The organism is Nonomuraea roseola, assembly GCF_039535395.1.
In the GTDB taxonomy this organism is placed as follows: domain Bacteria; phylum Actinomycetota; class Actinomycetes; order Streptosporangiales; family Streptosporangiaceae; genus Nonomuraea; species Nonomuraea roseola.
The window spans coordinates 576,465-590,093 of record NZ_BAAAXC010000015.1 but is presented as its reverse complement, the minus strand read 5'-3'; the positions used below and the strand labels follow the sequence as shown (position 1 = coordinate 590,093).

Here is a 13,629-nt window from a genome sequence, read left to right as displayed (position 1 = left end):
CCGGTTGAAGCCCTCGGGCGCCTTACCGGGCGCCTTACCGGGCGCCTTACCGGGCGCCTTACCGGGCGCCTTACCGGGCGCCGTTCGAAGTCCGGCCTTCCGGGCTCGCCGACTGCGGCGGGAGAGCCATGACCTGTCCGCAATATTGGAAAACAAGCGGTTTTATACCGTTTTGGCCGCGAATGTGTGACACGCCGTCCGTCAGATGATCATTGCTGTCTAGTGTCAGCGGCCGTGACCATTCATGCGGCGGTGACGGCCCAGGCGACGCGCACACCCGACGCGACCGCCTATGTGGCCGGTGAACTGCGGATCTCCTACCAGGAGATGGAACGGCGCGCGAACCGGATCGCGCACACTCTGTTACGCGGCGGCGTGGCGCCTGAGGAGCCCGTCGGGGTGCTCCTGGATCGGGGCGAACACCTGATCCCGTCATTGCTCGGCGTTCTGAAGGCGGGAGCGGCCTACGTGCCGCTGGACCCCGCCTACCCTCCGGACCGGATCAAGCTCCTCGCCGCCGACAGCGGCCTGAAGACAGTGATCACGCTTCCCGGACTCGACCGCGTGCTGGAGGCGCGCCCGATCCTCGCGGGGACGGACGACGCGGCGGCCCCCGAGACCGACCCGGATATGGCGGTGACCCCCGACGACCTGGCCTACGTCATCTACACCTCGGGCTCGACCGGCAGGCCCAAGGGCGTGGCCGTCGAACACCGCAGCGTGCTGAACCAGCTGAACTGGATCATCGAGACGTGGCGGCCCGAAGCGCTGAGCGGCATGCTGGCCGCCGCGTCGATCTGCTTCGACCCCTCGGTGATGGAGATCTTCGCGCCGTTGCTGACGGGCGGCACGGTCATCCTGGCCGACAACCTGCTCGCGCTGCCGCACCTGCCCGCGCGCGACGAGGTCACGACACTCGGCGGCCCGCCCTCCGTGCTGGCCGCGCTGGTGCGTTCAGGTCCGCTGCCCCGCCGTACGCGCCTGGTGCACTCGGGCGCGGAGGCCGCTTCGGCCGAACTGATCGCCGAGATCTACCGCAACCCGCAGGTGGAGCGGGTCTTCAACCTGTACGGGCCGACCGAGTGCACGATCCAGTGCCTCGCGCACGAGATCCCGCGTGGGGCGAGCGGCGTCCCGCCGATCGGGCTGCCCATCGCGGGCGCCATGCTGAGCGTCAGGGACGGCGACGGCGCCGAGGTCGCCGAAGGAGAGATCGGCGAGCTGTGGGTGAGCGGCCCCGTGGTGGCGCGCGGCTACCTGAACAGGCCCGCAGAGGACCGGTTCGTCGAACGCCCAGGGGCCGGGCGGACCTACAGGACCGGTGACCTGGTCAGATTCGACGGCGAGGTCTACCACTTCGCGGGGCGGGCCGACGACCAGGTCAAGATCCGCGGCCACCGGGTGGAGCTGGGCGAGATCGAGCGCGTTCTCGCCTCCCACCCCCGCGTGACGGCCGCGGCCGTCCTGGCCCTGCCCGACGCGGACGGCACGCGGCGGCTGGCCGCCTACGCCCAGGCCGGCGACGTGGACGAGCGCGCGCTGCTGGACTTCCTGCGCGAGCGGCTGCCCGGGTACATGGTGCCCGACCGGCTGGCCCTGCTCGACCGCCTCCCGCTGAGCCCGAACGGCAAGATCGACCGCCAGGCCCTCAGCGCTGTTCGGGCCGCCGCGCGCGAGGCCACGGTGGCGCCTCGCGACGACGTCGAACGCCGGCTGGCCGCGATCGTGGCGGAGGTGCTGCGTATCGACAGCGCGCAGGTCGGCGTGGAGGATCGCTTCCCCGATCTCGGCGGGCACTCCCTCGCGGCGGCCCGCGTCGTGGCGATGGCGGCCGCCGCCCTCGGCACCGAGGTTCCGCTGCACGAGTTCCTCACCGAGCCCACGGTGGCGGCCCTGGCCCTGCGGGTACGCTCCGGATCCTCTGGACGCGCGCCGCTGGTCCGGCACGCCGGTCGCGACGGCTACCCGATCACCGACATGCAAAGGCAGCTCTGGGCCCTGCGGCAGATCGAGCCTGGGACGCGCGCCACGACGATCGCCCTGCGGCTGCGTGTGCGCGGCGTCGTGAGCGCCGACCGTTTCAGGTCCGCCCTCGACGACATCGTCCGCCGCCACGAGTCGCTGCGCGGCGTGATCGAGCAGCACGAAGGGGAGCCGGTGGTCCGCGTGCGCGCCGCCGTGCCGGTGCGCGTGGACGAGCACGACCTTCGGGACCTGGAGCCGGGAGCGCGCGAGAGCGAGATCCTGCGCCTCGCCGGCCGCGCGGCGACGCCGTTCGACCTCACCGCGGACGCGCCGCTGCTGCGGGCCGTTCTCGCCTGGACGGGTACGGCGGCGGCCGACCTGGTCGTCGTCACCGACCACATCGCCTCCGACGGCTGGTCGTCACGGATCCTGATCGACGAGCTCGCGGCCGGGCTCGCCGGGCTGCCGGTGCCCGATCCCGCCCTCCAGCTCGGCGACGTCGCGCTGGACGAGGAGCAGCGCAGGGCGGCGGCGCTGGAGCGCGAGGGCGCCCACTGGCGGGAGGCGCTGGCCGGCGCCGCCGTGCCCGACGACCTCCTGGGCGCGGAGCGGCCTGCGACGCACGAAGGACGCAGGCTCAGGCGGCCGATCGACCCCGCGCTCGAAACGGGGATCAGGCGGCTCGCCGCCCGCCATGGCGTCACCCCCGCGGCGGTTCACCTCGCCGCGCTCGCCACCGTCACGGGCGGCCTGTCCGCGCGCGCCGAGACGATGATCGGGCTGGCCGCGGCCGAGCGTGACAGGCCCGGCCTCGACAGGGTCATGGGGCCGCTGCTCGGCGTGCTCCCGATCCCGCTGCGCTTCGGCGACGATCCTGCGTTCGGGGAGCTGGTGGCCGCGGCCGGCGCGGCGATCACCGGCGCTCTCGCCCACCAGGAGCTGGCCGGGTCGGCGGTCGCCGGCGTGCTGCCCCGCCCGCTGGGGGCGGCGCCCACGCCCGTCGTGCTGTCGGTGCAGCCCGAGGACGTGCCCGCGGTCCTGGAGGTCGAGAGGGAACCAGGACGGCAAGCCGGTCACGAGGCAGGCGAAGGCGGCAAGGTCAGGATCGAGCTGGTCGGCGAGCTGGACTGCGGCGGCGCGATGGCTGATCTGTCGGTCCTGGTGAACTCCGGGGCCGACGGGCCCGAGCTGCTGGTCGAGTACGCCACCTCTCGTTTCGCCGCGGCGGACGCCGAACGGGTCGCCGACGCGCTGATCCGCACGCTCGAACGCGGCCTGGACGACCCAAGCGCCCCGGTCTCGGCGCTGGGGCTGGTCTCGGAGGAGGAGCGCAAGGCGCTCCTCACGGCGGGGACAGGAGCCGAGATCCAGCCGCCCGCCACGATCGTCGACGCGATCCTCGCCCACGACGGCAACCGGATCGCGGTCGAGGCGGCAGGGAGCCGGCTGACCTACGGCGAGCTGGAGGAGCTCTCCGCCAGGGTCGCCACGGGACTGCTCGCCGAGGGCGTCACAGCCGACGAGCCGGTCGGGGTGAGCCTGCCCCGCGACCATCACCTGCCTGCCGTCCTGCTCGGCGTGCTCAGGGCGGGCGGCGCCTACGTGCCGATGGACCCCGACCTGCCGGCCGGGCGGCTGGCGGCGATCGCCGAGGACGGCGGTGTACGGCGGGTGCTCGCGCTCGGCGAGCAGGCGCACGTAGCGGTCGCGCCGATCGGCGGCGTGACGGTCCTGGACGCCGCGGCGCTGATGGCGGTGCCGCGGGGCGAGATCCCGGAGGCCGACCCCGAGGGACTCGCCTACGTGATCTTCACGTCGGGCTCGACAGGGCGCCCCAAGGGCATCGAGATCGGTCATCGCGGGCTGGCCGCGTTCGTCGCCTCCATCCAGGCCGATCCGGGGCTGGTCAGGGACGACGCCGTGCTCGCCGTCTCCCCGATGGTGTTCGACGTCTCCGCGTTCGACCTGTGGGCCACGCTGACGGCGGGGGCGCGCGTGGTCATGGCCGACACCGCGACGGCCTTCGACGGCCACGCCCTCGTCGAGCTCTGCGACAGCGCGGGCGTCACGCTGGCGCTCACCACGCCGAGCCGGATGCGGCTCATGGTGGAGGCGGGCTGGCGGGGCCGCCAGGGGATGCGGCTCATGGTCGGCGGCGAGCCGCTCGATCCCGCGCTGGCGCGCGAGCTCCAGACGCGGGTCGCGACGCTCTGGAACGCCTACGGCCCGGCCGAGGCGACCGTGGCCTCCAGCGTCCATCCGGTGACCGGGCCGGTCGGGGACACCGTCCCCATCGGCCACCCGATCCCCGGCGAGCGCTTCTACGTCGTCGATCCGCTCGGCCGGCTGCTCCCGCCCGGCGTGCCCGGTGAGCTGTGGCTGGGCGGCCACGGCGTGGCACGGGGATACCGCGGGCGACCCGACCTGTCCGCGGCCGCGTTCGTCCCCGACCCCGAGGCCGTGAACTCCGGCCCTGAGGCCGCGAGCCTCGACCCCGAGGGCGCGGGCCCCGGCCACGAGACCGGCGCCGTCGCGGCTCCTGCGCGCCGCTACCGCTCCGGCGACATCGTGCGCTGGGTCCCTGACGGCATGGGCGGGCTGGTGCTCGACTTCGTCGGCCGCAGGGACGGCCAGGTGAAGGTGCGCGGCTACCGCGTCGAGCTCGGCGAGATCGACGGAGTGCTGCGCGCCCACCCCGCCGTCGCCGATGTCGCGGTCGTCGCCACGACAGGTCCCGACGCCCACCTGATCGGGCACGTCGTCTGGCGGGGCGAGGAGCGGACCTCCGAGCTGGAGGACCACGCGGGGGAGCGGCTGCCCGGCTACATGGTGCCGCGCCGCTGGGCCGCGCACGACGCGCTCCCTCGAACGGTGAGCGGCAAGCTCGACCGGCGGGCCCTGGAGAGCGTCGAGCCGGCGAGCGCGCCGCACACCCCGCCGGAAGGCCCCATGCAGGAGTTCACGGCCGAGCTCTGGCAGGAGGTGCTGCGGGTCCCGCTGGTCGGCGCGCGTGACGACTTCTTCGCGCTCGGCGGCACCTCGCTGCTGGCCACCCGGCTGACGGTCCGGCTGCGCGAGGCGCTCGCCTGCGACCTGCCGGTGCGCCTGCTGTTCGACCATCCCGTACTCGCCGACTACGCCGCCGAGGCGGAACGACTGGCCATCGCCGAGATGGCCGGGCAGGAGAATCACTCATGACCGTCGTATCCGGCGACGACCGGCTGCGCGAACTGCTCAGCCGGCGCATCGAACAGGCGCGCAAGACGGCGCCCGAGGCCATCCCGCGCCGTGCGGACGACGGCCCCTGGCGTCTGTCTCCCGTGCAGCGGCGGATGTGGCTCGCCTCCGAGGTGGACGGCGAGAGCCCCGCCTACAACGTGCCGCTCGTGCTGCGCCTGCGCGGCGAACTGGACCTGGCCGCGCTGCGGCAGGCCGTGGTCGACGTGGCGCAGCGGCACGAGGTGCTCCGTTCGACCGTGGAGGTCCGCGACGGCGAGCCGTACGCGGTCACGGGCGGAGCGGAGCCGATCGCCGTCACGGTGGAGGAGGTCGCCCCCGAGGCGCTGGAGGACCGGATCGCCGAGCTGGCGCTGCGGCCGTTCCGGCTGGCGCAGGAGTATCCGCTGCGCGCGGCCGTCCTCGCGGCCGGCCCTGACGATCACGTGCTGGTCCTGCTCATCCACCACATCGCGATCGACGCGTGGGCGCAGCCGCTGCTCCTCGACGACCTCGCGGCGCTGTACCGCTTCCGTCTCGGGATCGGGCCTGAGCCCGCTCCGCCGTCCCTGCGCTACTCCGACGTGGCCGCGTGGGCGAACGCCCGCGCCACGTCCGCGCGGACCGACCAGGCGCTCGACTGGTGGGAGGAGCGGCTGGCCGGGCTGGAACCCGCGCCAGGCCTGCCGCCTGACCGTCCTGCGTCCGCCGCGGCACCGGGGTGGCGCGGCGCCGCGGTGGACGTCGCCCTCGCCCCCGAGACCGTCGCCCGCGTGCGCGCGCTGGCCGCCGAGAGCGGCGCGACCGTGTTCATGGTGCTGCTGGCCGCGCTCCAGGCGACGCTGGCGCGCGTGTCGGGCGGCGACGGCGGCGACGTGGCCGTGGGCGTGCCGGAGTCGGGCCGGACGCACCAGGACACCGAGTCCATGGTCGGCTGCCTGGTCGAGACCCTGGTCATGCGCGGCTCTGTCGACGGCGGGCGCACCGGCAGGGAGCTGGTGGAGCGGGCTCGCGCCCTGGCCCTGGACGTCTTCGGCCACGCCGACGTGCCGTTCGACCGCGTGGTGGAGCGGGTCCGCCCGCACCGCTCCGGTACGGCGGCGCCGCTGTTCGACGTGCTGCTCAACGTCTACGACGGCCCCGCGGAGGTCACCGGTTTCCCCGGGCTGACTGCCGAGACGGTCGAGGTGCCGCCGTTCGCCGCGAAGTTCGACCAGACCTGGGCCTTCCGCGACGACGGCACCGCTCTGCACGGCGAGCTGACCTACCGGGCCGATCTGTACGAGCCCGACACGGCGGCACGCCTGGCCGGCTGGTTCGGCACCCTGCTCGCCCAGCTCGTGGCCGAGCCCGACCGCCCGGTCGGCGAGCTGGCCCTGGAGCCAGGCGCCGACCCCGTCCTCACCGAGCCCGAGCCGCCTGTCCTCGGCGAGCCGATCCTGCACGGGCGGATCAGCGCCCAGGCGGCTCTGACCCCCTCGGCCACGGCCGTCGTGGCGGCGGACGGCACGCTCACCTACGCGGAGCTGGAGGAGCGCGCCAACCTGCTCGCCCACCGCCTGCGCGAGGCAGGAGTCGACCGGGGGGACAGGGTCGCCCTGCTCATGGAGCGGACCCTGGACCTGCCCGTGGCCCTTTTGGGCGTGCTGAAGGCGGGGGCCGCCTACGTCCCGATCGACGACGCCGCGCCCGCCGACAGGATCGCCGCCGTCATGGCCGGTGGCGGGGTCCGCGTCGCGATCTGCGCGCCGGAACTGGCCGCCAGGGTGCCGGAGGACGTCACCGCCCTTCTGCCCTGGTCGCCGGATGCCGCCGCCCCGCCGGCGGAGGCGGTGACGGTCGAGCCAGGGGATCTCGCCTACGTGATCTTCACCTCCGGTTCGACGGGTACGCCGAAGGGCGTGGCGGTCGAGCATCGCCAGGTGACCGCGTACCTCGACGCGGTGCTCACCAGGGTCGGAGCGGACGCGGCGGCGCCCCGCTCGTACGCGCTGGTGTCGACGATCGCCGCCGACCTCGGCCTGCTGAACGTCTTCGGCGCGCTGACCACCGGCGCGGCGCTGCACCTGCTCGGCAGGGAGACGGCGGTCGACCCCGTGGCGTACGCCGACTGGCTGCGCCGGCACGAGGTGGACGCGGTGAAGTGCGTGCCCAGCCAGCTCGAGCTCCTGGCGTCGCACGGCGATCTCTCGGCGGTGCTGCCCCGTCGCCTGCTCGTGCTCGCGGGCGAGGCCACGCCCTGGACCCTGGTCGACAGGATCGCGGACGTCCGTCCCGACCTGGAGGTCCAGATCCACTACGGTCCGACGGAGACCACGGTCTCGGTGCTCGGATGCGTGGCCCGATCGACCCCGAGGACGGGACCCGGCGTGCCGCTCGGCACGCCCTTCCCCGGGGTGCGCTGTTTCGTCGCCGACCCCGCGGGACGTCCTCTGCCGCACGGCGTGGCGGGCGAGCTGTGGATCGGCGGCCCGCAGGTCGCCAGGGGATATCTGGGCGCACCCGACGACGCGCGGTACGTGGAGCGTGCCGACGGTCGCCACTACCGTTCGGGAGACCGCGTCCGGATCACCCGCGACGGGTTCGTGGAGTTCCTCGGCCGCGTCGACGACCAGGTCAAGATCAGGGGATACCGGGTCGAGCCGGGTGAGGTGGCCGCCGCCTGCAGGGAGCTGGCGGGTGTCGCCGAGGCGGTGGTCCTCCCGGTGGGCGAGGGCACGGCCCGGCGGCTGGCCGCGTGGCTGGTCGCCAGGGCTCAAGGGCAAGCGGCGGGGAACGGCGCCGACGAGGCCCCCGTCACCCTCACCGTGGACGGCGTCCGCGCGGCCCTGCGGCGCACGCTGCCCGACTACATGGTGCCTTCGACGATCACACTGGTGGACGCGCTGCCGCTGAACGCCAACGGCAAGGTGGACAGGGCCAGGCTGCTCGGCCTGCTCGCCGCCGACCCGTCAGGCGGCGTCGCCTCCGATGGTGAGGGGCCCGCGCCTGCGACGGACACCGAGCGGCTGATCGCGGAGATCTGGGCGGAGCTGCTCGAAGCCGACACGATCGGGGTGAACAGCGATTTCTTCGCGCTGGGCGGTGACTCCTTCACCGCCGTGCGCGTGGCCGGGCGGCTCGCCGTCGGGCTCGGGGCCACCGTCCCGCTGCGGCTGCTCTTCGAGCATCCCGTGCTCTCCGGGCTGGCCGCCGAGCTGGACGCGCTGCCAGGCGACGCGAGCGCTCCCGCGACCGTCGCGATTCCCCGTCGGGCGGGCACGGGCCCGGTGCCGCTGTCCCCCGTCCAGCGCCAGATGTGGCTGGCGGGGGAGGTGGATCCGGACAGCGCGGCCTACAACGTGCCGATGGTGATCCGGCTCGACGGCGAGCTCGATGTGGAGGCGCTGCGGCTGGCCGTCGTGGATCTGGCCGAGCGGCACGAGGTGCTGCGCTCGACGGTCGTGGTCCGCGACGCGGAGCCGTACACGGTGGCAGGACCTTCGTCCGGGATCGTCGTGGACGTGGTCACGGAGCTGGAGGGCGGTCGCGAGGCGCTGGACGATCGGATCGCCGAGCTGGCGACCAGGCCGTTCCTGCTGGCGCGGGACTATCCGCTGCGCGCGGCGATCCTCTCCACCGGCCCGCGCGAGCACGTGCTCGCGCTCGTGCTCCACCACCTGGCCAGCGACGCCTGGTCCCGCGGCGTCCTCCTGGAGGACCTCGCCTGCCTGTACGCGGCACGGACGGGGGCGGGGCCCGCGCCCACGCCGCTCGACCGGCAGTTCGCGGACGTCGCGGAATGGCAGCGGCTGGCCGCCGCGGCGGCGGATCCCGGCTGGTGGGCGGCGAAGCTGGACGGGATGCCGGCCGAGATCGCGCTTCCCGCCGACCGGGTGAGGCCGGCGACACCCGGGTCCGGAGTGGGCCTGCTCGACCTGGACCTGCCGGACGAGCTGGCCACGCGGGTGCGGGCGCTCGCCGCCGCGACAGGCGCGACGGTGTTCATGGTCCTGCTGGCCGCGTTGCAGGCCATGCTCGCGCGGGTGTCGGGCGGCTCCGACATCGCCGTGGGCGTGCCGGAGTCAGGCCGCCGTCACCCCGAGGCCGAGCGCCTCATCGGCTGTTTTCTCCAGACCCTGGTCATCAGGACCGAGGTGGAGGACGACCTCACGGGAAGGGACCTGGTCGAGCGGGCCCGCGCGGAGGCGCTGGACGCCTTCGCGCACGCGGGCGAGCCGATGGGGTCGGCCTCTCCCCAGGTCCTGCTCAACGTCTACGACGCGCCGGGCCCGATCACCGGCTTCCCCGGTCTCGAGGCCCACGCCGTGGAGATGAAGCCCGTCACGGCGAAGTTCGACCTGAGCTGGACCGTGCAGGACACCCGCACCGGCCTGTGGGGCGCTCTCGCCTACCGCCCCGAGCTGTTCGACGAGGCGACGGCGCGTCGCGTCGCCGGGTTCTTCGTGGCGGTCCTCGACCAGCTCACCGCCGATCCCGACCGCCGGCTCGGCGACCTGGACCTCGATCCCGGCAAGGACGCGCTCCTGACCGGGCCTGAGGGCGCGCCCGCCGGCGGGCCGACGCTGCATGGGCGGATCTCCGCCCACGCGGTCCGCACCCCGTCGGCGCCCGCCGTCGTCGCCTCGGACGGCACGCTCACCTACGCGGAGCTGGAGGAGCGAGCCAACCTGCTCGCCCACCGGCTGCGCCAGGCGGGAGTCGAGCGAGGGGACCGGGTCGCCGTCCTGATGGAGCGGACCAAGGACCTTCCCGTTGCCATGCTGGGCGTGCTGAAGGCGGGAGCGGGCTACGTCCCGATCGACGACGCGGCGCCCACCGACCGGATCGCGGCGGTGCTGGCCACCGCGGGGGCGCGCGTCGCGGTCTGCGCGCCCGAACTGGCCGCCAGGGTGCCCGAGGACGTCACCGCCCTTCTGCCCTGGTCACCTGAGGCGGCCCCTTCGCAGGGGGAGGCCGTGGCGGTCGAGCCGGAGGACCTCGCCTATGTCATCTTCACATCCGGCTCGACAGGCACGCCGAAGGGCGTGGCGGTCGAGCACCGCAACATCACCGCCTACCTCGACGGGATCCTGTCCCGTCTCGAGCCCGCGGGGCCGTTCGGATCGTGGGCGCTGGCCTCCACGGCCGCCGCTGACCTGGGCGTACTCAACGTCTTCGGCGCGCTGACCACGGGAGCGGCGCTCCACCTGCTCGACAGGGACACGGCGACCGACCCGCCGGCCTTCGCCGCGCACATGACAGGGCACGCCGTCGACTTCCTCAAGTGCGTGCCCAGCCACCTGGAGCTGCTGGCCTCTCACGGAGACCTGTCGGCGGTGCTGCCGCGCCGCGTGCTCGTCCTGGCGGGCGAGGCCGTCCCGTGGACGCTGGTGGACCGGATCGCGGAGGTGCGGCCCGACCTGGAGGTGCAGGTCCACTACGGCCCGACCGAGACCACCGTCGCCGTCCTCGGCTGCTCGGCCAAGGCGGCGCCGCGCGCGACCGCCAACGTCCCGCTGGGCCTTCCGCTGCCGCGGGCGCGCTGCTTCGTGGCCGACCAGGCAGGGCGGGCCCTGCCGTACGGCGTGGCGGGCGAGCTGTGGATCGGCGGCCCGCAGGTGGCGCGGGGCTATCTGGGGCATCCGGCGGACCCGCGCTACGTGACCAGGGACGACGGTCGCTGGTACCGTTCGGGCGACCGGGCCAGGGTCACCTCCGAGGGATTCGTCGAATTCCTCGGCCGGATCGACGACCAGGTGAAGATCCGGGGATACCGGGTCGAGCCGGGCGAGGTCGCCGCCACCTGCCGGGCGCTGCCCGGCGTCGCGGAGGCGGTGGTCCTCCCTGTGGGTGAGGGCACGGGACGGCGACTGGCGGCCTGGCTGGTCCCGGCCACCCCGTCGAGCGCGGCGCCGACCGTGGACGAGGTCCGCGCGGCGCTGCGGGACGCCCTCCCCGACTACATGGTGCCGTCGGTGATCACGCTGGTGGACGCCTTCCCGCTGAACGCCAACGGCAAGGTGGACCGCACCCGGCTGGTCGCCGAGCTGGGCGCGGTGAGCGCGGGCGAGCAGGTGGCGCCCGCGACGGACACCGAGCGGCGGATCGCGGAGATCTGGGCGCGGCTGCTCGGCGTGGGGTCCGTCGGGGCGACCGACGACTTCTTCGCGCTCGGCGGTGACTCCTTCATCGCGGTCAAGGCCGTGCACGAGATCGACGAGGGACTGCGGGTCATCGACCTGTTCACCAACCCGACCGTGCGCGAGCTCGGCGCCCACCTCGACGGCCGTTCCGGCGGCCAGGGCGGGCTGCTGCACCGGCTCGGCGGGCCGAAGGCGGGCGCGAAGGCGACCGCCACCGTGGTCTGCGTGCCGTACGGCGGCGGCTCGGCGGCCGTCTACCGGCCGCTCGCCGAGGCGCTGCCCGACGGGGTGGAGCTGCTCGCGCTCGAGCTGCCCGGCCACGATCCCGCCAGGCCCGACGAGGAACCGCGGCCCCTCGAGGAGGTGGTCGAGCGATGCGTGGCCGAGCTCGCCGCGCGGGAGAGCGGGCCCATCTCCGTGTACGGCCACTGCGTCGGCACCGCGCTCGCCACCGCACTGGCCCTGGGCCTGGAGGAGGCAGGTGTACAGGTCACCGGCGTCTTCCTGGGCGGCAGCTTCCCCACGGCGCGGCTGCCGGGAAAGCTGTCGGCGTGGTTCAACCGGCACCTGCCCGCCGACCGCTGGCTGTCCGACCGCGCCTACCGTGACGTCCTGCGGGCGATGGGCGGCCTGCCAGAGGACCTGGAGGGCGCGGCGGTCGAGACCGCCGTCAACGCGCTCAGGCACGACGCCCGCCAGGCGCAGTCATGGTTCACCCGCAGGCTCGCCGACCCCGCGCGAGGCAGGCTGCGCGCGCCGGTGCTGGTCGTCATCGGCGGCGCCGACCGTGCCACGGAGCTGTACGAGGAGCGCTACCGCGAGTGGACGGCGTTCGCCGACCAGGTGGAGCTCGCCGTGATCCCGAACGCCGGGCACTACTTCCTGCGGCACCAGGCCGACCAGCTCGCCGACCACCTGGCCGCGGCGCTACGGCGCTGGGCGCTACCGGAAGGGGAGCGGGGCGCCGCCCCCTCGGCGGCCGCCGCCGCGCCGGCCGCGCCCGAACCTCGTGCCCTGCGCGGTTTCTACACCGTGGCGTTCGGCCAGCTCGTGTCGATGGTCGGCAGCTCCCTCAGCTCGTTCGGCCTCGGCGTGTGGACCTTCCAGCGCAGCGGCGCGGTCTTCGACTTCGCGCTGGTCACGATGCTGGCGCTGTTGCCGTCCGTGCTGGCGGGGCCGGTGGGCGGCGCGGTCGCCGACCGGTACGACCGACGGCGGATCATGCTGGTCTGCGACGCGCTGAACGGGCTCGGCATGGCCGCCGTGGCGCTGCTGCTGTGGCTGGACCGGCTGGACTTCGTCGCCGTCTGCGCGATCGTGACGCTCACGTCGGTGGTGACGGCCTTCCATCGGCCGGCCTACCTGGCGGCGATCGCCCAGCTGGTGCCCAAGCCGTACCTGCCGCAGGCGAACGCGCTGGCCCAGGCGGGCCTGGGCCTCGGCAACCTGGTCGCCCCGCTGGCGGGCGGCGCGCTCGTCGCGCTGGCCGGGCTGCCGATCGTGGTCGGCGCCGACGTGGTGACGTTCGCGATCGCGTTCTTCTCGCTGCTCGCCGTACGGATTCCCGACAGGGGGTTCCGGCGCAGGGAGGAGTCGTTCCGCGCCTCGGTGGCCGGTGGCTGGCGCTTCTTCACGCGGCGGCCCCCGCTGATGGTGATGGCCGGATACTTCATGGTCGTCAACTACTTCACCGCCCTGACGCTCGCCGTGGTCTCGCCGATGGTGCTGTCGCTCGGGGACGCCACCGACCTCGGCGTGGTGACGGCCGTGGGCGGGCTCGGCGCGGTGCTCGGCAGCGTCGTCATGATGATCTGGGGCGGCACCCGGCGCCTGGCCGACGGGATGGTCGGGTTCGTGGCTCTCGCCGGCCTGGCGACCGTGCTGGTCGGGCTGGCCGGCGCAGTGGCGGCGATCCCGCTGATCGCCGTCGGGCTGGCGCTGCGGTGGGGCGCGAGCAGTGTGATCAACGCTCACTGGCTGTCGATCATCCAGCTCAAGGTCAGGATCGAGCTGCAGGGCAGAGTGCTGTCCACCAACCAGATGCTGGCCACCACGATGACCCCGATCGGCTACCTCACAGCGGCACCGCTCACCTCGTGGTCGGAGTCGCTGACAGGAGTCGCGACGGGCCCGTCGATCGGTGTGCTCTTGGGCGTGTCCGGCGTGCTGCTGACGCTGTGGGGCGTCGCCGGGTTGCGGATCAGGAGGCTGCGCCTCATCGAGGACGAGCTGCCGGACGTCCTGCCGTCGGCGGTGATCAGCACCGACCTGGACGAACTCCAGGAAGAGGCCGATCGGCAGGCGCTGGTGCGGTGACAGGGAA

General features: G+C 74.1%; 2 protein-coding genes. Both read left to right on the top strand.

The features are described from left to right. Window positions 1-234 precede the first annotated feature (234 nt). Window positions 235-5,163 (top strand): amino acid adenylation domain-containing protein, encoded by a 4,929-nt coding sequence (locus tag ABFX55_RS25875; RefSeq protein WP_346125109.1) that lies wholly within the window; start codon window positions 235-237, stop codon window positions 5,161-5,163. Then, window positions 5,160-13,622 carry a non-ribosomal peptide synthetase/MFS transporter gene (locus tag ABFX55_RS25870; RefSeq protein ID WP_346125107.1) on the top strand — a complete coding sequence of 2,821 codons (8,463 nt, stop codon included), beginning with the start codon at window positions 5,160-5,162 and terminating at the stop codon, window positions 13,620-13,622. Before ABFX55_RS25875 ends, ABFX55_RS25870 begins: the two co-directional genes overlap by 4 nt. Window positions 13,623-13,629: the final 7 nt, after the last annotated feature.

Excerpts from the sequence above, each read along its gene's own strand:
- ABFX55_RS25870 (WP_346125107.1), top strand. The coding sequence starts at position 5,160 with ATGACCGTCGTATCCGGCGACGACCGGCTGCGCGAACTGCTCAGCCGG.